At 52.2% G+C, this 21,869-nt stretch carries 17 protein-coding genes; 5 read left to right on the top strand and 12 right to left on the bottom strand.

The genetic code is table 11. The features are described 5' to 3' along the window. Window positions 1-553: 553 nt before the first annotated feature. The 4 genes from map to EQG79_RS09960 all read left to right on the top strand — a co-directional run bounded on the left by map (window position 554) and on the right by EQG79_RS09960 (window position 4,665). Window positions 554-1,315 carry a type I methionyl aminopeptidase gene (map, locus tag EQG79_RS09975; RefSeq protein WP_129601394.1) on the top strand — a complete coding sequence of 254 codons (762 nt, stop codon included), beginning with the start codon at window positions 554-556 and terminating at the stop codon, window positions 1,313-1,315. 223 nt (window positions 1,316-1,538) lie between these two features. Then, entirely contained in the window at window positions 1,539-2,348 is an 810-nt protein-coding gene (locus tag EQG79_RS09970) for a helix-turn-helix transcriptional regulator (RefSeq protein WP_129601393.1), read from the top strand. A 128-nt stretch (window positions 2,349-2,476) separates the two neighbouring features. Then, window positions 2,477-4,087: a serine hydrolase domain-containing protein gene (locus EQG79_RS09965; protein ID WP_240699324.1), complete on the top strand. Its 1,611-nt coding sequence runs from the start codon at window positions 2,477-2,479 to the stop codon at window positions 4,085-4,087. Window positions 4,088-4,443: 356 nt separating this feature from the next. Then, window positions 4,444-4,665 carry a hypothetical protein gene (locus tag EQG79_RS09960; protein ID WP_129601391.1) on the top strand — a complete coding sequence of 74 codons (222 nt, stop codon included), beginning with the start codon at window positions 4,444-4,446 and terminating at the stop codon, window positions 4,663-4,665. A 717-nt stretch (window positions 4,666-5,382) separates the two neighbouring features. Here EQG79_RS09960 and EQG79_RS09955 read toward each other — a convergent pair. From EQG79_RS09955 to EQG79_RS09915, 9 genes are all read right to left on the bottom strand, one after another. After that, complete coding sequence (locus EQG79_RS09955) at window positions 5,383-6,474, bottom strand: type I restriction enzyme HsdR N-terminal domain-containing protein (RefSeq protein ID WP_129601390.1); 1,092 nt, start codon at window positions 6,472-6,474, stop codon at window positions 5,383-5,385. A gap of 37 nt (window positions 6,475-6,511) precedes the next feature. Further along, complete coding sequence (locus EQG79_RS09950; RefSeq protein WP_129601389.1) at window positions 6,512-7,447, bottom strand: hypothetical protein; 936 nt, start codon at window positions 7,445-7,447, stop codon at window positions 6,512-6,514. An 8-nt stretch (window positions 7,448-7,455) separates the two neighbouring features. After that, on the bottom strand, window positions 7,456-8,319 hold the full coding sequence (locus EQG79_RS09945) for a hypothetical protein (protein WP_077922650.1): 864 nt from the start codon (window positions 8,317-8,319) through the stop codon (window positions 7,456-7,458). Window positions 8,320-8,392: 73 nt separating this feature from the next. Further along, window positions 8,393-11,926: an Ig-like domain-containing protein gene (locus tag EQG79_RS09940; RefSeq protein ID WP_129601388.1), complete on the bottom strand. Its 3,534-nt coding sequence runs from the start codon at window positions 11,924-11,926 to the stop codon at window positions 8,393-8,395. 50 nt (window positions 11,927-11,976) lie between these two features. Then, the gene (locus tag EQG79_RS09935) at window positions 11,977-13,248 is read right to left on the bottom strand and encodes a hypothetical protein (protein WP_129601387.1); all 1,272 of its coding nucleotides are present in this window, start codon (window positions 13,246-13,248) and stop codon (window positions 11,977-11,979) included. After that, window positions 13,245-14,195: a hypothetical protein gene (locus tag EQG79_RS09930; RefSeq protein WP_129601386.1), complete on the bottom strand. Its 951-nt coding sequence runs from the start codon at window positions 14,193-14,195 to the stop codon at window positions 13,245-13,247. Before EQG79_RS09930 ends, EQG79_RS09935 begins: the two co-directional genes overlap by 4 nt. Beyond that, the gene (locus EQG79_RS09925) at window positions 14,192-15,277 is read right to left on the bottom strand and encodes an OmpA family protein (RefSeq protein ID WP_129601385.1); all 1,086 of its coding nucleotides are present in this window, start codon (window positions 15,275-15,277) and stop codon (window positions 14,192-14,194) included. The genes EQG79_RS09930 and EQG79_RS09925 overlap by 4 nt, the downstream gene beginning before the upstream one ends. Window positions 15,278-15,553: 276 nt before the next feature. Beyond that, a complete protein-coding gene (locus EQG79_RS09920; RefSeq protein ID WP_129601384.1) occupies window positions 15,554-16,777 on the bottom strand; it encodes a hypothetical protein in 1,224 nt (407 codons plus the stop codon). Window positions 16,778-16,794: 17 nt separating this feature from the next. Beyond that, the gene (locus EQG79_RS09915) at window positions 16,795-17,619 is read right to left on the bottom strand and encodes a hypothetical protein (protein WP_129601383.1); all 825 of its coding nucleotides are present in this window, start codon (window positions 17,617-17,619) and stop codon (window positions 16,795-16,797) included. Window positions 17,620-18,025: 406 nt separating this feature from the next. Between EQG79_RS09915 and EQG79_RS09910 the strand changes: the two genes are divergently transcribed. Then, window positions 18,026-18,427, top strand: coding sequence for a hypothetical protein (locus EQG79_RS09910; RefSeq protein WP_129601382.1), 402 nt, complete (start codon window positions 18,026-18,028; stop codon window positions 18,425-18,427). 44 nt (window positions 18,428-18,471) lie between these two features. On the opposite strand, the gene EQG79_RS09905 is transcribed toward EQG79_RS09910, so the two are convergent. The 3 genes from EQG79_RS09905 to EQG79_RS09895 form a co-directional block, all read right to left on the bottom strand. Then, window positions 18,472-18,924: a nuclear transport factor 2 family protein gene (locus EQG79_RS09905; protein WP_129601381.1), complete on the bottom strand. Its 453-nt coding sequence runs from the start codon at window positions 18,922-18,924 to the stop codon at window positions 18,472-18,474. A gap of 279 nt (window positions 18,925-19,203) precedes the next feature. Next, entirely contained in the window at window positions 19,204-19,776 is a 573-nt protein-coding gene (locus EQG79_RS09900; RefSeq protein ID WP_077922641.1) for a YMGG-like glycine zipper-containing protein, read from the bottom strand. A gap of 117 nt (window positions 19,777-19,893) precedes the next feature. Next, complete coding sequence (locus EQG79_RS09895) at window positions 19,894-21,780, bottom strand: beta-N-acetylhexosaminidase (RefSeq protein WP_129601380.1); 1,887 nt, start codon at window positions 21,778-21,780, stop codon at window positions 19,894-19,896. Window positions 21,781-21,869 lie beyond the last annotated feature (89 nt).

The raw sequence follows: 21,869 nt of genomic DNA, 5'->3' as shown, positions 1-21,869 counted from the left end.
ATTCCATCCCTGTTGACACTAGGACATTCTATATTTCAACAAAGTATAATCCGTGCTCATTCTAACTAGTTTATCATATCATTAGTTCGTAAATAGCCATCCAAGGAGGTTGCGCCCTCTATTTAGCATAAATGGTTGAAGTATAGATATTTAATTAAAAACACCCCTTTTTACATTATCGACCCCGCCCTTTAGCATTTTAAAAATTTCCACTTTCCACGTCTTCGAATGGTTAGCTCTGCCTACGATCCGTTCTGCATGCATATTTCATTAGCTGGCCGGTCGTTATTTTGACCTACTAGCTGCCCGCCTTACATCGCTTCTACTTCGACTCCCAATCGAAAATCATCAGGTGTGTAAGACCTTCAACGATCTGCCACTAGGAACCTGACAACGGAATTCTAACGCCAATGGTCGCGTTCGTTTAGTGGCGCTCTCATTTTGTCCTGACTATGGCTGGTCGGCCTTACTGATGCGTCGGCGTTTTTTACCTGGTGTGAAAACGGGCTGCAGGGCTTACTTTCGCCAGAAATTGACTTTTTAACCGAACGTTATGTCATTGACCTCCGAGGAAGAATGGATAGGCATGCAGCAGATTAGCCAGGTGGTTGGCTCAACGCTTAAACGCATGCAGGAATACGCCCAACCGGGCATGTCGACGCTGGAGCTGGACCAGTACGGGCGGCAACTGCTGGAATCGTACGGGGCGCGTTCAGCACCGAAACTGACCTATGGCTTTCCAGGCTGGACCTGTATCAGCTTAAACGATGAAGTTTGCCACGGTATCCCTTCCGCGAAACGGATTCTTCGGGAAGGGGATCTGATCAATATCGATGTATCGGCCGAGCTGAATGGCTACTGGTCCGACAACGGTGGCTCGTTTGTGCTGGGGCGGGATATTCATCAGCACGGTCATCTGGTCGAAGCCTCCAAACGGATTCTGGCCAAAGCCATTAGCCGGATCCGGGGTGGGGTGCGGATCGCGGAGATCGGTCGCTTGATCGAAACGGAAGCGAAACGAAGCGGATACCGGGTCATCAAGAACCTGTCCGGGCACGGCATCGGCCGGAGCCTGCACGAAGAGCCCCACGAAATCCTGTGCTACTATGACCGGGCCAATAAAGCACATTTCAAAAAGCATTCCGTGGTGGCGATCGAGACGTTTTTGTCTACCAAAGCGTCGTATGCCCACGAGAAAGGCGATGGCTGGACCCTGATCGCCAGGAATAGTCTGGCCGTACAGCACGAGCAGACCATCGTCGTGACGGATAAAGAGCCAATCATCCTGACGGCGGCCAACCAGTTGTGGAATTGAGTTCGGCGGTTTCTTCGGGCTACCCCACTGCCCGTACAATACCCCCAACTGCGTTTGTCGACAGGGAGCGTTGTGCGGGCAGCGACCTTATCAGCCTTACTGAGTACGGCATAGGGTTGTTGGTCGGTCGGGTTGTCTTCCTAAACTGCGGTTATTGGTCCGTTCCGTGTACCTTAGCAGCGACAATGGGGCGTATTCGATCCTATTTCCCTGTCAGCCTCCTATGAGCGCGTTGCGGAATGGACAGTATTACGGCCTGACGAACCAACTGGTGACGCTGGGCGACCTGACGCTGACCGATACCGAATACACCCACGATCGGGTCGACTGGCATTACCACGAAAACGCCTACTTTACCTTTGTTCTGGCGGGTCGGGTGCTGGAAGGCAACCGTACCGACACGTACCACTGCACCGCCGGTAGCCTGCTGTTCCACCACTGGCAGGAGGCCCACTACAATACCAAGCCTAAGGGATATACGCGCGGCTTCCATGTCGAAATCACGCCCGACTGGTTCAACGCCCACGGGCTGGATACGTCCCGTGTACAGGGTAGCCTCAACCTGCCCGATCCGGGGCTGAAAGCGCTCATGTACGCCATCGTTACCGAAACGAAGTTGCAGGACGGCCATGAAAAGCTGGCTGTCGATGCGTTGCTGGTACAGCTTCTCAGCGAGATCGAGTCAGCACCGGTCAGATTCGATCGCCAGAAACCGGCCTGGGTGGGTCAGCTCCGGGATTTACTCCACGACGCTCCCCATGAACCGTGGACACTGGCGCAGCTGGCAGCCCATACGGGCCTGCATCCCGTTTACCTCTGTCGCCAGTTTCCCCGTTATTTCCACTGCCATTTTGGGGACTACCTGCGTGCGATCCGGCTTCAGCAGGCGATGCCGCTACTGCTCATGCCGGACATTGCCCTGACCGACGTAGCACTAGCCTGCGGGTTTTCCGACCAGAGTCATTTTATCCGGTCGTTCCGGCAGCAGTACAGGCTTACGCCCTCCCATTACCGAAAGCTTTTGGCACGCTAGACCGGGCAGGTTAATTCTGTTCTATTTCCAGACGGCCGGTTTGCCCACCTTTGGGGCATTGTTTATCCTCACAACGCATTATGTCGGGTCGATACGGTTGGCTGCTGCCTTTATTTCTGCTTACATATTTGGGCTTACAGGCCCAGCCGGGTTCATTTGTCAACGACCAGGGAATTGCCCCGGGGCTTCATCAGGCTCAGGTGGGCACGATCGTTTTTACAGCCACCGACATACCGGTCGCGGCCCTGAAGCCAGCGGACTTTCTGAAAACCCACGAGTTTACCAACCGGAGCAATCTGTTCATGACGGTTTTCATGGCCAGCTCCCTGACCAATTACCTGCATCCGCTGGCCCCTACCCTCAGCGCAGACTCCCTCACCAAAGTGGGAAACTACCAGTTTGCCTTCTACGTCGATAACCGGCTCATCTACCAGACCAACCTGCACCCGGGCGCGCCCTATGCCCGGATAAAAAATGAGGAAACGATCCTGAGCAAACCCCTGGTCGATAACGAACGCGAGGGTCGCTGGTGGAGCCAGTCGGCCTGGAACCGGTTTATGCAGAACGGCGGAGACAGTGCCTTGTCCGACGGCAGGCACCAGTTTCGGCTGGTGATCCGTCCGTACGTAAACCTGGCTGGCGTGAAAACAGGCCAGCCGATAGCCACTGGCGAGCTGACCCTGCTCGTGAAACGAAAGCCGGTTATTGACCTGACCCGTATCCGGCTGGCCGTACCCGAACCCTATGCCGGGCTCCCGGTAGCTACCGACTCGCTGGATACGCGTCGCATCAAAACCCTGAAAGCAAACATCGAGGCAGGCGTATTCCGGCATATTACCAGCGTCGTCGTCGTGAAGAACGGGAAACTCCTGCTCGAGGAGTACTTCAACGGAGCCAGCCGAACGACCCGCCACGATGTCCGCTCGGTGGGAAAATCTTTCGCATCGACCCTGACCGGAATGGCGCTCGCCGAGGGACACCTGAAACACGAGCAGCAGCCCCTGGCCAACTTTTACGACCTGAAAGCCTACCAACATTATTCGACCGATAAAGCCCGCACCACCCTCGCCGACCTGCTGATGATGAGTTCGGCTTTCGACGGCAACGATAACGAGATGGACTCACCGGGTAACGAAGAGAACATGTACCCAACGCCCAACTGGGTGACGTTTGCGCTCGACCTGCCTGTTACCCCATCGAAATTTCGGGGCGACTGGCACTATTTCACGGCCGGGGTAGTGGTTCTGGGCGATGTGCTGCACAAGGTAGTACCGGGCGGTCTGGATCGTTATTCGAAGCAAAAGCTATTCTCGCCCCTGGGCATCCGGGAGTACAGCTGGCAATACACGCCCCAGCAGGTGGTTAATACGGCAGGGGGTATTCAGATGAACACCCTCGACTTTGCCAAGTACGGTCAGCTATACAAAAACGGTGGCCGGTGGAATGGCCAGCAGCTCATACCCGCCGAGTGGGTCGCCAAAACCTTTACCCGGCGGAAAGCGATTCCCGGTCGAACCAACGAGTATTACGGGTATCTGTTCTGGAACCGGACCTTCACCGTCGGGGGTAAAGCCTACGAGACGTACTACTGCACCGGAAACGGGGGTAACAAAATCTACGTGTTCACCGATCTGCCGCTGGTCGTGGTCGTCACCGCCACCGCCTACAACGCCCCCTACGCGCACCCGCAGGTAGACCGAATGATGGAAGAGTTTATCCTACCCGCTGTGCTGCACTGATGCCGGCAGATGCGCAGCCAGCCCGGACATAACATGGTCGGTATAGACCGGAAACTGGCTCATGAACCAGCGTATTGAGCGTCTGTTTCAGCCTCATTTTGTAGCTGTTTCGCTAGCCTGATTGACATACAGCCCTGCCCTATCAATACATACTATATGTGTTAAGTTGAGTAGTAATAACCAAATTACAGGCTGAGTATAACCTACAGAATAGTAAGATTTGATTTGCATGTAACTACATGTGAATTATTAGCCAATATGTTTATAATATTCAAAGAATATTAACCAATAGATTGCATATCAGCTAATTATAAAACTTATATTTGTCTAGTTCTTCCTCAAACACTATTCACCTTATGAGTCTTATCTTTTTAGCCGGTGCGGTCGCATTGGCGGTCTTCGTATTGCCGTTGCTGTACTATCGCCCTGTCTTCAAAAGCCGCTGTCCGGCTTGTGGCGAAACGCATTCGATCGAGCGTATTCCCAGACCCGCCCTTGTCCGAACGTTACTCGGCTACTTACCCACCAAATACTACATCTGCTACTCCTGCATGAAACGATTCCTGCGTTTCGCGTAATAGTCTGTATACTGAATGGCCAAAAGCCGGTCCCAGCTGGGACCGGCTTTTTTGCTGGCTATACCAGGCGGCCTGCGTGTTTAGTCTGTGGTTGCATCGGTTACGGGATGCATTGTTTTATGACACTTCTGAAACAGACTATAGCTAAGGTTAAGCCACTCTGGTCATAACTTCCTGACCGTTTTCTTTACCTGACAGATACAGATATAACCGCTACGGCCATTGACTTCGGCCCGATAATAATAGTCGTCGTACAGGTCTATCTTAACAACGGCTCCTTTAGGGATCACATAGATGGATTGAGCCTTATAACTCGCCCTGTCTCTTAAGGCAGCATTAGCTTCTGTTTCGGCGTATAGCTGACCGTCATCTACTGGCCTCGCGGGTATAGGTTCTTTCGTAGAACCAGAGGTAGAATACCCGGGACTGGCGGGTACGACTGGAGCCGTTGCGTAGGAGGTTGATGACGGACCTCCCGTAATACGCCCCGTATTCGGATTGTAATTACCCGGATAGCTGTAGTTATCGGTACTAGTATGATTTGGCCGGGTACGCTCACGGGGTGGTACGTAAGTGCCGTTCTCCCGATAGTACCCACGCACGCGAACCTGTGCCAATGACAGGTTTCCAGAAACAAGCAGGCCAAGAACAACAATTAATCGAACCATGGCTGACGATTTTTGGTGTGGAAATCAGACTAAGAGATCAGGTCATTGCCTACTCATAGGCCGACAGGGACTTTAGCAGCGCATCGCTATGTAGAAAAATATCATTTATGCTGCTGATCTCATGACGTTGTTCAGCTTTGTTTTCATCGAACAGAGTAATCGATTTCTTACTTCCGTTCAGGTGTAGCCGACAGATCGGCTTTCGGTTATTGTCGTCGAGCAGAATGGCAAAATAGGACTGGGCATCGCGGTGGACGATTCGATTGGCATCGATATTACTTCGGAGAATGGCTCTCACGATATAAAATCCTTCCAGTTCCTCCTGCGTTGTTACGACCATTGGTCCTTTCTTTTCGTCTGGAACAACCGTACTACTAACTTCGAGAGAAACAGGTTGCGAAACCGCTATTTCCTCCTGACCCAGAGCCGTTTTTAACCGGTCGGTGATCTGGTCCGAAAACGTGTGCTGAAATGATTTGCGAACCAGATTCGTAAAATACTCCATCATTTTAGCCGTAAGTGTACCGCCATATACCTGTCTGGCCAGGTGCCGCACCAAAGCATCTGAGGGGCTGGCCATTTCCTGCTGAATAAGGCCTTTCAGTTCGCCGGTATACTTCAGTTCGCTGGCTGTAGAGATAATCGTTTCAACGTCGAAATACGATTTATGAAACTTCTTGAGTTCCTCAATCTGATTGTCGCGCAGATCCAGCAGATTAATTTCCAGAAATGGCGATTCGTCCATTTTATTCGGCTCCTGCAGGTCTGTGTAGAACCGATAAACGATGCCATTGGTCAGCACGCCGAACCGGGCTTTCGTAACGTGAAAATAACGTAGTAGCTGATTATCATGCAGGGTAAGCGCCTGTTTCCAGTGCTTACATTCAATCAGCATACAGGGCTCTGCTGGTTTGCCGTCGGTACTCTCCCGCATAACCGCATAGTCGACTTTCTCGCCTTTTTTGGTACCGATATCACTGATAAATTCCGGTACAATTTCCAGGGGGTTAAATACATCATACCCCAGCGTTTGCAAAAAGGGCAGAATCAACGCTGTTTTAGTGGCTTCTTCGGTCTGGATAGAGTCTTTCAGCCGGGCAACCCGGTCGCCCAGCTGTTTAATCTGATCTTTGAAATCCATTTTTATAAGGATTTTGGTGTGGAGTTACTTATAAGTTTTAGTCTACAGATTCAAGCCTGTTACTACCTGCATCATCGCAGTTCATACGGTATGTTCTTCCTCTCAGTACGATATCCTTCCCACAGGGGCAGCAGTTCGTTGAATTCTTCTCTGTAATCTGCCGGATGCGCCCTGCATTATCGACCGCGCTGTAGTAACGGGTGCATACATCACACCCTTCACTACCTTTTACCATCACCAGGTCCCCTCCGCCTGAGCTGATTCGTCTTTTTGTAAAACGAGGAGACGCGGATTTGGGAGAATGTAATCTCGGTTCGACAGGTTCCACTACAACTGAATTACCAGTATTTAATATTGGGGGATTAATAAAAATAGTAAAATTAGTCTTATCGTTCTGGCAGAGGAGAGAACTGATTTTAGTTCGTACTTCTTCCATACTCGTAAATACTTTATACTGCTTTCCGTTCAACTCATATTTATCCAGAGAAGAATTTTCATTCACTATCAGAATTGAGTCGTTGACAGACTCAGTTGTAGAAAGTTTTTTGATCAATGCTCCCGCATTAATGTTGCTAGCCTGACGCATAGTAAACTCTCGCGGAACCTCTATCTCGTCAAAGTTTTTTTGTATGAGTTTACCAATTACATTAGGATTTTCAACATTCTTTGCCCCTCCCTTCTCTATAGCTGTCTTGAGAGAGAGAGTTTTATTCAAGTCCAGGCGTGTAATCACTGGATCGAGAATGAAAATTCGATCGCAGTCTTTAGTCTCCGAAATTAGCACGGAACATAAATCACGGATATTTTCAGGTAATCGTCTGCCATCGTCTTCTTCCTGCACAGACAGAGAATCCATCATTATTATTTTCAGTCCACTTCTATCTGGTCCCTGCCCTGTACGATCACCTTTACAGCCATCGGACAGGAACATTACGACAAGGCATAGCAACAACAGATTCGTAAATTTTTTCATATTGAAAGTTAATTGGTCTGTAAAATTTCCATTTGACGCTTCAACCCGACTCGGGCTACCAGCCCCTGTACATTGTATGACTGTCTGACAATTAGGTTCGCTAATTCGTTATCAGTCAGCACCCCACTGGTCTCCAAGAAAGGACGTCCGTTTTCATCCTGGAAAATATGATGATTGCCTGAGGACGTTGGTTCTACCTGAAATGTATTACCATCCTGAAAGAGGGGTTGTGGAACTTTACCAGTTTGGTCTTTAAATTTTACACCACCCGACTCTACATACCGGCTATACTCCGACTGAATTTTGTAATTGAATCGGGACGTGTACAGAAAATAACCCGTATAGGCTACGTGAAGTAAAGCGCCTAAAAAATAACATACCAGAACTGCGCCAGCTATAGCATCTGGAGTCATATACGCGTCATAAAAAAAATAGAACTTCAGAATACCTGATATTAAAATCAAAACATAGAAAAAATATGTATACCAAAGACAACGATTTATCTTTCTTCTCAATGCTTCTTTGAGTACAGGCTCATCTGTGTTCACCAATTCATTTCGATAGCGACATATGCTATCATGCCATATATGGGAAACTACAGCGAGGAATATATCTATAAAAATAGCGGCAAGAATTGCCTGCCACAAAACCCCCTGATCTATTCCATAAATTGTTGGCACTATCTCCAGGAGAAGTATAGCAAAAAAAGCCAGCATTTGTGTGGGATACCCAACTGTTTCGAACAAACCCGGAAGTACGACACCACTGAATGTACGTTTACTTTTCTTTGTGTACAGCCAAAAATTTTTCGTTTCTTTTGATGGCACAAAATCCTGACCAGGTGGGAAGTCAAATTGCTTAAAGCTTAACATATTTGTGGAGGTTTTATTGATTGGTATTTACAGGTAAATTGACAATCAGGCAGCATTAAAAACAGTCGAGCTCTTATTGCTTGACAATGACCCGCGTAACTATCCCATTTTTGGGCGTAATGACGCGCAGTATATACGTACCGGCGGGCTGGCTCCCGAGCGGAAACGGTTCTGTTTGCGATACGCTGGTAGCCTGTCGCGTTATCTGCCTGATCAGCTGACCCTGGGCGTTGATCATTTGCAGGCGTATCTCCTGTTTCATAGCCGCGCTCCAGCTTACTGTTACACTACCCGTAGTTGGGTTCGGGTACGCATTGACGTCCAGCGGCTCCAGTGAAGCCTGATTCGACAGGGGCGTCATGACCGAAAGCCGATAGCTGTTCAGGATATCTCCCTTTCCGCAGGCACTGGTTAAGTTGGTGATCGTGTACGTACGAGTACTCATTGGCTTTTCCCACTTGACGTAGATAGAGTCGCTGCTGTTGATAGCGTTGCTATTCCAGTTCGTGAACGACCAGGGACCATCGCCCGTAAGCCGCACCCGGATTGCGGTACTGTCACCGGCATAGATTACGCTGTCGCCGGTCAGGAGGGCGGTGGCTTTGGCAGACACCCGAACGGTTAGGGCACTACCAGGGCTTTCGCAGTTGAAAGCATCCGTTTGGGTGACGTAGTAGGTTGTTGTACTGGCCTGTTGGGTGTTTACCAATACCTGTGGCAGGGATGGGCCAATGCGTCCAGCGTTGGTATACCAGCGGAGCTGCCCCTCTCCTGTCGCCGAAAGGGTTGCACTGCTTTGTCCGATACAGAAGGCCGCCGGTGAATTTACCTTAGGAGCCTCGGGCGTCTTCCGAACGGTAAACAGGATGGTGGTATAGGCGCTTATGCAGCTCCCGGCCCGCTGGGCTACTGAATAGGTGAAGGTGGCGGGTTCAGTTGTAGAAGGAGTAGGCGCCACACCGGTTGTTCCTGCAATACCCGGCCCCTGCCAGATTAAGTCGCTGGCAGGAAGGGCAGACAGTGGATTTACCCTGGCAAACTGACATACCGTTTGGTTGGCCGTGACAGTCGGGGCCGAAGGCGGTGCCACCACGGATACCGATACCGGCTGACGCTGGCTTTCGCAGCCGTTGTTGTCAGTCTGGGTTACATAGAACGTAAACACATTGGCTACGTCCGTAAAATAGCCTGGCGGAGCCGGCGAGCCCGTGCCGCCCGTGCCATTGCTGTACCACCGGATGGCAGTGCCAGTAGCCGTAAGCGAACGTGGATTTTCGCCAACACAAAGGCGTATCGAACTGGCAACCGGATTGACCGGCGCAGCCCGCACCACCTGCTCAACGAGAGATCGGGGGCTTTCGCAACCGTTTATGCGCTGAGTAACCGAATAGGATTTACTACCAGCCGTGGAGGTTTCGGGTACGGGTACTCCGGCCAGCTTACCGGACTGATCATACCAGGTCAGGTCCTGGCCGGTAGCCGCGAGTGGACTCGCCGTGGCATACTGGCATACCTCTTTTGGGTTCTGAACAGCGGGTGCAGGCGGAATTGGGTAAACGATAGCCACGACAGCCGTCCGGGGGCTTTCGCACCCGTTGATAGTCTGACTTACATAGACCGTCTGACTACCGGGATTTTGGCTGTTCAGCAGCGGGGGCTGCGGGGCTGGGGTACCACCGGTTCCGGAAGTGTACCACAGCGCCCCCGGAATCGACGTGGAAAATTGCCCCGACCCGCCCTGGCATATGGCCACACTGCTTACGGTTGGCGCCGGAGGCAGCGCTTTGATCGATACCGTGATCGTTGCCAACGCACTTTCGCATCCGTTTATGGTTTGGCTTACCTGATACTGACTCGATCGGTCATTGGGTGGAATTGGCGCCCCTGCCAGCCGTGAAGTCCCTCCGCTGCTGTACCAGGTCAACGACGTACCGGTAGCTGTGAGCTGACTTAGCGAAGCCCCCTGACAGAACGACACATCCGTCACACCGGGGGCATTGGGTCGGCTGACAATCAGTGATCCGGGCACTGGATTTGTGGCTTTTGTGTAATCAACAGCGCCTGGCACTGTCGGCTCCAGCAGCACAACACGCAGTTTATACCCCGTGCCAGCCGGTAGCGACTGAGGAATGGTTGCACTCAGGGGACTGGTGCGGGCGCCCACACTAATAAATTGGGCATTCTGAAAATTGCCATTGCTATCGGAAATCTGTAGCCGGTATACCGCGTCGGCTGGCAATGGGCTGCTTACGGTAAACGGAACGGATATAGCGGAACCAGGACAATACGCTTCTGACAGGCTGCTGGTCGTCACCGTTATGGGTGTTACGGAAACGAATGCCGAGCCGGTTATGGCATCACTGGTACCACATCCGTTATCGCTAAACTCTTTTATGAATTGCCGGTCAATTGTCGAACTGGAAAAAAGCGTCGGGTTGATGGTACCATTGCTGCTGGAAAAAGAAAGCGTTCGTACATAGGTGGGTGCCAGGTCAGGACTGTAATCAACGAAGCCAACGGACCAGGGCGGTGTACCTGTAAACGTCATCTGCACGGTTGCTCTGGCACCTGCGTTGATGCTGCCGCCCCCCGATAGCATAAGCGTTGGCCTGGCCCGTATGTTGATAAGATTGGGAGCACTGACAGTAGAGGTCGACGTGCTAAAAACGAGAAGCTGATACGCGCCACCAGCCAGGGAAGCCGGTATTGTAACCCGGATTGGCGACGTGGCACTGGTTTCGGTGAAATCCTGTACAGGCGTCCCATTCAAGGTAAGTAGCCGCACCCTGAACTGGTTCCCCTGCGGAAAGCTCCCGGTTGTCGTGAAAGGGATGCTTACCGTATTTCCCGCACAAACAGGCGCTGAAGCCAGGGTACCGGCGGTAATACCAAGTGTATTGGTTCTGATTACAAACGTGCCGCTGGCAGTACCCAGCACATTTGAGATCAGGCCCTGGGTAACAACCCGAACCCGGTATGTACCGGGAGGTACACTGGCCGGAATGGTTGCCTTGATAGACCGGATACCACCCCGGCTGGAACCAAATTTCTCGCCGTCAGTATACTGATCTTCTGAGTTTGACAGATCACCATACAGAATCCCATTACCATCCAGTAACTGAGCCTTGAATTTGCCGGCAGCGAGCCCCACAGGATAGGTGCCCGCTCCGGTCGTGTATGTTATGGTGAGCGTTGAGCCGGGGACTGCTTCTGTAGCCACGTTGGCACTAATGGTTGAAATGCTCAGGGTCTTGACATTGATGCTAACCGATCCCGTTACCGAGCCGGTGAAGTTGAGAATTCTGGTCCGGTCAATAACGATGCTGCTCGTTGGGCGGATTGTAAAATAGCCGGTAGAGGTTACGGTTTTTGTCAGATTTTCACCGGGCGATGCTATCTGGAAAGACTGGGCTCCATTACTCAGAACCGCATATATACTGGCATCGCCATACTCCGTACCCGATCGGAATACGTTACCATCGAAGGCATCTTCTGGCCTCCCATTTGGATCACCGTAGTACAGAGCCAACGATTGGCCCTTTGCAACCAAAGCACTACTAACGATCAGCAGGGCCGTTGCCCACAAAGTTTTTAGAACGAACTGCATAGACGTGTGGATCTGTAATTGGTCGGCGGGTTGTTTGCAACTACGCCTGGCTACTTCCCGGCTTTCAGTAATAATCGGATTCCATTGATGAGCAGGCCGCCACCCGCCACTCCTCCACCATAGACCGCGTAGATACCAGGCTGGGCATAGGAGGTAAATGGCATGGTTACTAACGGACTGGTATCGGGCCGTTGCGCCAGCGTTTGCCAGATCGCATAGTCAGCATTGAGCGCCGATACCTGATGGCTGTAACCATCATATTGCTTCTGGAGATACGCATAACCTGCATAGCTGGCACCGAGCGATACAAGCCCAGTTGCCACCTGAAGCCAGCCAGACAACCGGCGCCGGCTGCGCTGGCGTAACTTCTCATCCCCCACGATTGACCTTGCCTGCGTAAACCCTACTGTTGACCCATCAATCCGGCGAAACGTAAGCTGCTGATCTTCTCTGGATAAGGTTATGCTGATGTTATCCTGGCTTTTGCTGGTCGTTATACCCCGTCGGTAGTAACCCGTCGGTATCATATCAATGGTCGATCGGACAACACTCAACCATTGAGTATCCCATTTTACCGTTAGCGAGTCAATGGGATTGTCGGCTTTGCGAAAACTGACCTCTTTACTATCCAGGGGCTTTTTCGGTCCGTCAGCTTGCAGGATCGTTGGGTTGGTAAGCTGAGTGAGCGCTTCGCCCGGCCGCAGAAAGGCCAGACGGGTAATAAACGTTCGCCATTTGCCGTCAACAACTTCTGCTTTCAGTTCAGCCACCCGCCGTACGGGTTGATAGGCCCTGTCTACCTGTTTGTTTTTACTCCTGAAGGTCTGGGTGAAAAACACTTTCACATACGGGTAGTCTTTCCCCTCCTGAACGTCAGAGACAATTAGCTGAGAAAAGGCGATGGTCAGCGTATCGGACTTGACGTAGAACAGGTCCATGTTACGCAGGTATTTCTCGACATCTACATCAACCGCCCCCTCGGCCGACGTATGGGAGGGATCGATATCATCTTCGATTACTACGTCGTCTCCACTAAAGATCTGGTTCGGGCTGGGTAAAAAGCTGTTCTGCATTAACGCAATGCGTTCAGCATCACCCAGCCCATCAAACGTAAGGGTGTTGAGCAGGTCGACGAGGTTTTTATTGATCCGGTTGGTAGCCTGAAACTTAATCTCGTCGTTGCGTCGCTTCATCTGCTGGGGCGTTAACGCGCCCCCTTTACCTACTTTGGCTATGTACACCTTAGCCGACTTATCCTGGGCTACGGCCGGCAGTCCGATCAGTAAGAAGCCCACTACCAAATAGAAGAAGCTGTTTTTCATGGGCAGTTGGTGTAATAGTTGATCTGACGGGCTCCGTCACTACGGCCGTAGCCCAGCGAATAGCCGTTTTTGTTGTAGGCATGGTTGTAGACAAGGGTTTGCTCCTCAAGTAGCCTGTCGTTCTGGTAGCGTTGGTACGTCCTTGTCTTTACGTTATGTAGCGGTCTGTGCTCCCCTAAGTCGAGCGCCGGGATGCCTCTCAGCCCCAGCTGCGTCTGGTACCAGTAGGGATTGTTATCGTAGGTGTAGGAATATTGTACCCGGCTGAATCCGGAATAGACGGTCTGTTTTTCGAGCTGTCCCCGATTGTCAAACTGATAGCGTATGTCAGTACTATCCGGATTACCGTAGTGGCTTTCTGCTATAATTTTTCCCTTATCTACGGTATACGAGCTGATCGATCCTGGCGCCTGGCAGGATAACAGTTTCCCGGTGTCGTCGTACGAATATCGCTTTGTAACAACCCGGTTGGCATCGGCTTGCGTGTAGGTCTTCAGCCTGTCGCCGTTGTAGGTATAGTCCCGATAGCCAAGGGTTACGTTCGTTGTGTTATTAATGATTTTTACCGTACGAAGCCGCTCGTCTTCGTACGTATAGAGATAGCCGTTTACTTGCTTTATTTGCCGGCCGCTGTTGTCACGACTTATCAGTTGCTCCACCTGAGAGGTGAGGTAATGATCCGCTGTATATACGTAGACCTGCTCGGTACTCATCATTAATTGCCCCCTGACCCATCTGCGGTACGTGCTCTTTTCTACGTTCCCAAATGAGTTGTACTGATAGGTAGTGGTATCCCGCAGGTCTTCATCAATAGTCACGGACTGACTAAGCTGACAGGCAAACGGGATGGCCGACTTGGGCAAAAAAGGGTCCTGATGACAACCGGTTATACCAGCCACCAGGGCGCTGATCCATAAAGAATAGCCTGCTGCGTAGAGTTTCTTCATTGATTGGTAATAAGTTTCAGGGCTACCCTCCTGTTTAGTGCTTTGTTGGCTTCCGTATCGTTGGGTGAAATCGGATTTCTGCTGCCCTCGCCGGCTTTGTTTAACTTCTCTTCGGGAATACCCTGTCGGGTCAGAAATGTAAAGGCAACCGCAGCCCGGTATTCGGACAGGTTTTCGTTCAGGCGCTCGTTACCTACATTATCCGTATGACCAGTCACCTGCAGGCGGTAATGGGGGTGCGTCTTCAGATACTGAGCCACCTGTTTCAACACCTCCTGCGAATCGGCCCGCAACTGATAACTGCCCTGCTCAAAATAAAGCATCGGAATACTATCCGGAAGTACCAGAGCAGGCCGCGATACAGGAGGGGCCCCGTTGGGTTTTATTCCCGTTTCTGCGGTTCGTACGCCCAGTTCGGCGGTGGCTTTCAGCGGGTCTGTGTACAGCACAGTCAAGCCACTTCTAACGCCTATCTCTTCACTACGGATCTGCCCCTGACGCTTCACGACCAGTGTATACGAACCCGGCTCGGCTTGATACGTACTGAACCAAACGCCCCCCCTGGCCCCCGTCACCTTCTTCAGCGGGATACGAACACCCTTTCCTAGAAGCGTACCTTGTTCTGCTTTACCTGCCCAGACGGTCAGCAGGGTCAGCTCGCGTTGCAGCTGAATTATTTGTTTCGTCGACGCGCCCTTCAGTGATTCAACGAGCAGGTTGCCTGCGTAGGGCTGGTAACCGGCTGCGGTGGCGTCAACGGCAACGATATCTGCCTGGCTAAAGTTGATGGCTGCCTGACCAGCTTTGTCTGTATCCAGGCATTTACGCTCACCCGTTTTCGTAAAAACAAAGCAGATCTTTCCCTCGACCGGCGTCTTACGGATTGCATCGCTCACCACAAAAACAGCGTGTTGCCCAATGCTGTCTGGTTGGTCGGCTCCGACGAAACGGCTGGCCTGGACATACGACTTTTGCTCGGTTTGCAAGTAGATCCGATCCTTGGCTGGCGGCTCAACCGACAGCAATGGAACCTCAACAACCACGGTATGGGTATCTGCCTGCACGATAGCGACAGGAAGCACCTGCGTACGGTAACCTTGTTTTTCTATGACAATAGCCGTTGTTTCGCAGGGAGCGTTTATCGAAAATCTTCCCTGTGCTGAACTAGAGCTGACCTTCTTCTGACCCCCGGGCAGTTTAACGAACAGATTGGCCCTGGGCAGAGCTTTGCGGGTACTGTAATCGACGATAACGCCCTCTAATCGCCGACATGGGGGGTGTTCTGGCACCTGCGCCTGTACCACCACGCTCAGCAGAGATGAGCATACGAGTAATGCCTTCCTCACGTTCGTAGTGATTTATTGCGCTACACCGATACTACCCAACAATACATCCCATTTTATACTTTTTACCCCGTCTGACGTAGATCCGTATGACTGGAGTTTAACCCGTACATTCTTCTGAACTACGTCAGAGTAGAGTACCTGATCCTGGCTGCCATACCCGATAAATGTTTGCTGGCCCGTGATGACTCCATAGTAGTTCCCGTCGGCAGCCTGCGACAGTTCCTTTATATACTGCACTTCTGACCACTCGATCCGGGCGGAGCTGTAAGGCAGGAGCTTAAGCCGGTTGAGGTAGTCGCGAATGGGGTAACGGCGGGCTCCGGGTTTGCTGGTTGAGGTAACAGCGATAGTAGCCGCTGGCATAAACAGTCTGGCTGCCTGATCGATAGCCTTATCTTTTTCGTAGGTGGGCAGCTTTTTATCGGTGATGATATTCAGATACGAGACAAATTCGTCTACCTTCTGCAATGCTTTTTTACGATAGCCCTGGTATTCTCCCTCGGTCAATGCCGGCTTTCGGACATCAGTCGCCGATTCGGTCGTCAACGGCTTGTCTGTCACTTTTCCCGACGGGATAGCCGCTTCCGGTTTTGCAGCGCCGTCGGAGGGCAACGCGGCTGGAGCGGTGGGCAATGGCGTGGGCAGAGGCTCCGGAGAGCTGGCTGTAGGTACGGCTGGCTGCGGTTTTGCGGCCAGGGTCTCGCCTTTTATCTGCCCGCCTATGTCCTTTAATAAAGGAGCGATCTCGGCGGCTTCCCGTAATAACAGATGCCGTCCATCCTGGTAAAGAATGCCTACGAGCTCACTCTTGGGAATGGATGCGGATTTACCTTCAGCGGTTTTGTAGTTTACAACAGCATCGCTCTCATAGGCAATTGTGGCCGGAATGACAGTAAGTGGAACTGCCCTGATCAGATACTCCCTGTCACCCGCTCTGACTGGTGCTGATAAATACGCTCCAAGTTGTTGCTGGGCTTTTGTCAGGTCGCTACTCAATTCGTTTATTACCAGAAAGTTACCGGTACGACTGAACGCAAACAAAACATTGGCACGCTGAAAGTTGAATGTGCTGGCTTTACCGTCCCGCTGAACGGTAAAGGTTACTTTATCTTCCGTAAGACCGGTCAGTTGTGCATCACTGATCCGGTTTCCATTGGCTGTATAGATGGCATCCTGTGCTGACAAAACCAGCGGAAAAACCAGGAAAAATAGTGTGGCTAGTAGAGTTTGCTTCATAAGGTGTGGTTCAGAAATTAGCGCATTGTTTTGACCAGCTGTTGGGTAGCATCGGTAATAAAGGCTTCCAACCGATCCTGATCGAGATCTTCGTATCCTTTTCGGTTCAGCTTCTGAAGCTGCTCTTTTTCGCCGGGCCTTAACCAGAAGCTACTTATAAATGTGCCATTAGTACCTTTTTTGGTATAGATACCCCGGCACCCTTCCAGGCAGGGCGTGTAATGAATTTTGTAGGTTCCAACGATCTCGTTCGTCTTTACATGTACCAGTTTGAATTCAACCGAAGCCCCCTGGTTGCGGTACTCGTTTATAATTTTGGGCGCATCATCGGCCTCCAGATAACAGACGTTCGTTCGGTACCCGACCGAGCTTTCTAAACTGACAAGCTCCAGAATCAAATCCGTATTCGTCAGTTCTTTGATCTTCGAATAGTCTAAGCTGGCATTATCATCGAGTACCTGATTGAACAGCCCCCGGTCTCGTACGCTGAACCCTTCCTTGAAGAGCTGCTTCTCAATAGCGTTATACAAAGCCGTCTCGTCATACTGTGATTCAACGTACTGCACCTTGGCGGCTGCTCTTCCGCTACCAGCCTGCTTTACCAGAACGGGGTTGATTACATTGGACTGGTAACTGCCTGTTCCCTGCGTATTCGTAACCCCTTTGCGTGTATTTGGTACACGAAGCACAATGCGTGGTGCCTTGTTGACAAGCATAATTTCGGTCAGTACATCGGCCGAGGTCAGCTCAGGAGCTCTCTGAGTAAACCGAACAACGGCTCGCTTAGAACAACCGAACTGGATAATAATCAGGAAGAGTACTAGTACGTATTTGTGCTTCATCAAGTTTAAAGGTTGGTTTTCAACATTTTCGTGGTTTACAATTACGGGAGGCAGCAAAGAAACGACTGAGCTTTGTAGACATAATCAAGGTCTACAAGCTACAAATTCTAAATACCACATCGAGTAAATATAAAATAGGTTACAAATAAACAAATATGTTCGTGTTACCGTGTATACAATTGAACATAGTCTCAGATAAACGCAGTCGAATTTATTTATCGGTAGTAAGTTGACCAATCAGTCCTTCACCTAACGGTTCGAATAACCGCAACTAACCATAACTACATCCATAGGTTTGGGATTCAAATCCTCGGTTAGCTAGGCTGTAAGGTTCCGGGTAGGTTGTGACGGCGTACTACCTACCCGCTTTTATGCGTTTCTTTGTTGACTCAATGACGTAACCCCCATGATTCGGTTGTTTTCTTTTCTGTTCCTGATGATGCTGTCGGTGGCGGCATCGGCGCAGGTAACCGGCTCATCAGCCACAACAACATCGGCCCCATCCCTGTCGGCGTCAACGGCCGCCGAAACCCGCGCACGCGACGAAGCCTTTGCCGCCTGGAAAGTGCGCTACGCCACAAACCGCGCCTGGATTGCCGACGAGATCAAAGCCGTTCGGCAGGAACTAAACAAACTTCGCCAGGCGCAGCCCGAACCCGGTCAGCGCCTGACCGACCTGCTCAACGGAACCATCAAACGCTGGAATCAGGAAAAAACGGACTATGGCGACGCCGAACAGTTTGCCGATTGCCAGGAGTTTTTCGCCACCCTGCGAACCAGCATCCAGAACGAACGCACAAAAAAATAACCCGGACCAGCCGGGTTATTTTTTTGTGTTGACTACCAGTTCCTTTACTGCTTCACCTGGACCGGCAATCCTTCCAGCTGGGCGTAGTTGAGTTTCCAGGTATTGTCGGTCCCCTTCTTCCAAAGCAGGATGAAGTTGCCCTCCCCGTAGCCTCGTGGCTGCTGGGGGCCTTCGGGCAGCACATCGACCGAGTAGGTACCGGCTTCATAAGCGGTCTGATTATCGACGGCCGAGCTGACTACATTCGTTTTCAGATCAGCCAGGGTTGGCATGGTTTCGCGAACCCATTTCTGCGCTACTTCCGACTTTCCTTTAAAGTGGGTGTTGCCCTGCAGGAAATGCACATCTTCGGCCAGGAAACCAATGACTTTCTCGGTATCCTTGTTATTCCAGGCACCGATAAACTGCTGGTTTAAATCCTGAATATTGACCGTATCGGTCGAGGAGCAGCCGCTGGCAAACAGGGCCACGAGTAGAACAAATCCGTATGCTTTCATGACGTTGGTGTATTTAGATGATGGAATGGTTGATATGGACTAATCTCCCAATAGATTGCTTTCTCCATGGTCTGTGTCCGCACCGGAACACGTAGTGGGACTATTCATGTATCAGCAATACTATCCGGCTAGGTGATCCGTGAGGACACGGACCACGGTGAGGAGTGACAGTACGATCAAAAACATCGTCTCCATGGTCCGTGAGGACACGGACCATTCACGCGTCAGCAACACTATACGGCCGGGTGGGCCTCACGGACCATGGAGAAGGCAAGCTGTTTACCAGCTTTTCCGGCGCACTTCGGAGCTGGGGTAGGCACTGTTCTGATCGCCGTAGTTGTTGTTCAGCAGGAACAGGGTGTTGTTCTGATACGGCTCCGACAGGGTTTGGGCACTGAACGCGGTGGCGGCCAGACCGGCCCCGGCCGCTACTCCTGCCACGGCGGGTACAGGTGCTTTCTGCACGGCAGCTACCCGCTCGGCAGCCGGACGGGTTACCACGCCGGGCTTATCGGCAGCTGCGGCCGCTTCCCGGCGAGCCAGGGCAGCTTCGCGACGGGCTTCGGCCGCCTGGCGTTCGGCCGCGGCAATGCGGGCGTTGGTTTTCCGGCGGTTGTCGACGCCTTTACCGATGGCATACCCACCAGCCGCACCGGCCGCACCACCAATCAGGCCACCCACCAGCCGATTCCGCTTATTGATTATAGCCCCGGCGGCTCCGCCAACGCCCGCCCCGATGGCGGTACCTTTGGCTTGCGGACTCCACTTACGGCGTTGCTGTGCTTCTACAACATGACTGAATATAAAGGCAGTCAGAACTGCCATCAGGATAATCACTCGGTTCGTTTTCATGGCGTTACTTATAGTTGGTGTTCAATTGCCCGTTGGACAAACAAGCATCCAATAGGTTTAGTCGACATATCAACTACGAATAACGCCCGGTTCCGGATTGTTGTTTGAATCCGGCCGTTAGAACCGCCCGACCCGCTTCTGCATCGCATCGCGCGTAAGGGTGATCAGTCGGCCGATGGGCTTGCCGGCCCGGTACGTAATGACGCGCAGGGTGATGGGTCCGTCGGGCAGGGTGATCGGCTGGCTGTACTTCGGCGAACGGCCGTCGGGCATGGTGTCGTCGATGGTGTAGTACAGATCCAGACCCGGCGTTTCACTTTCCAGCTCGACAACCAGTTTCCCGTCTTTCTGACTGGTCCGAACAATGGCGTCGTAGATAGCCCTAGAGTAGTTGACCCCAGCTGCGTCGGCCCGGTCGAAGTGGGCTTCCAGGCGCGGTACGAATCCGGCCCAGTCTTTGGCCGTTTTCGGCGACCAGTAGACTTCGGCCAGGGCCCAGCCGCGCGGGTAGGTCATATACTCGGCATGGCGCAGGGTCGGAATCTGCTCGGTCCAGAGGTTGGCCTGCCCGCCCAGAATAAACTTCGGATCGACGCCATCCGGAACAGGTTCGAAACTGTAGCTTTTGCTGGCCCGGAGGCTGGCATAGATGGGCGGTTCGATGGTAGGGTCTCCCTGCAGGTAGTCGATATAAGCGAACGTCGACGGGGTCATTACCACGTTATGGCCCGCCTGAGCCGCTTCGATCCCGCCCTTGATGCCCCGCCAGCTCATGACCGTAGCGTCCGAGGCAATGCCCCCCTCCAGGATTTCATCCCAGCCAATCATCTTCTTGCCTTTAGCCTGTACAATCTTCATCACCCGATTCATGAAGTAGCCCTGCAGGTCTTCTACATGCCGGATGTTGAGTTTTTTCATCAGCGCCTGGCAGCCTGGGTCCTGCGCCCAGTACCCTTTGTAGCATTCGTCTCCGCCGACGTGGATATACGGGTTGGGAAACAGGGCAGCTACTTCGGTGAAGACCTTGTCCAGAAACTCGTATACTTTTTCGTCAGACGGGTTCAGCGTGTTCTCGACCTTCATCTTGAACGTACCGTTACCGTACCAATCTGCAAAAGGAGTACCGGGGTTGACACTGACAGCGGCTTTGGTGCAGCTCAGTTCGGGGTAGGCTGCCAGAGCCGCCATACTGTGGCCCGGCACGTCGATTTCAGGTACGATGGTTACGTTGCGGGCCTGCGCGTAGGCAACCACCTCGCGGATATCGTCGTGGGTGTAAAACCCGCCGTACGGCACGGGCTCGCCCGGCTGCGGGTCGGTCCGATCACCGAAATGACCGGCCCGGGCTACCCGCCACGCCCCTACTTCGGTTAGTTTGGGTAGTGACTTGATCTCGATCCGCCAGCCGTTGTCGTCGGTCAGGTGCCAGTGCAGGGTGTTGAACTTATACCGGGCCATCTCATCGATGTACCGCTTCACATCATCTTTGGAGAAGAAATGGCGGCTTACGTCGAGCATGATGCCACGCCAGCCGAACCGGGGATAATCGGTAATCTGAACCGCCGGAACCGCCCAGCTGGCCCGGGTAACTGCGGCACTTTCGATCTCTTTGGGTAACAGCTGCAGCAGCGTTTGCGCGCCATAGAACAGCCCCGCCGGCTGGTTGGCCGTGATCACAACTCCCTTCGGCGAGGCACTAAGCCGGTACCCTTCGGGGCCGAGCTGAGCATCGGGCGTGTCGGTCAGGTTGAGCTGGATGCCGCTCCCCGACCCCGCTTTCGCCCCGAGCGGAAAACCGGTGGGCCGACTCAGCTGGCTGGCGAGCCGATCGGCAACAGCCTGCCCGGCGGGTTTGTTGTAGCGGATGGCGGTGGAGCGCGTCAGGGCGAAGGTGCCCGGCTGGGTCTGTACCGAGACGGGTTGTGGGATCAGGGCGAGCGGTTGCTGCGCCTGGGCAATGGTGCTAATCAAGAGTCCGATCAGCCAAACGTAATGCCGTTTCATAGAGTGGGTACGCTTTTTAGTAAACAGGGTAAAGTAGGTGTTTTTTACCCAAAAAACCCACAGATGCCTATGTCCTCGCCTATATGACA

Source organism: Spirosoma sordidisoli, from assembly GCF_004138325.1.
Lineage (GTDB): Bacteria > Bacteroidota > Bacteroidia > Cytophagales > Spirosomataceae > Spirosoma > Spirosoma sordidisoli.
The sequence above is the reverse complement of the archived record's forward strand: the minus strand, read 5'-3'. Positions and strand labels throughout refer to the sequence as shown.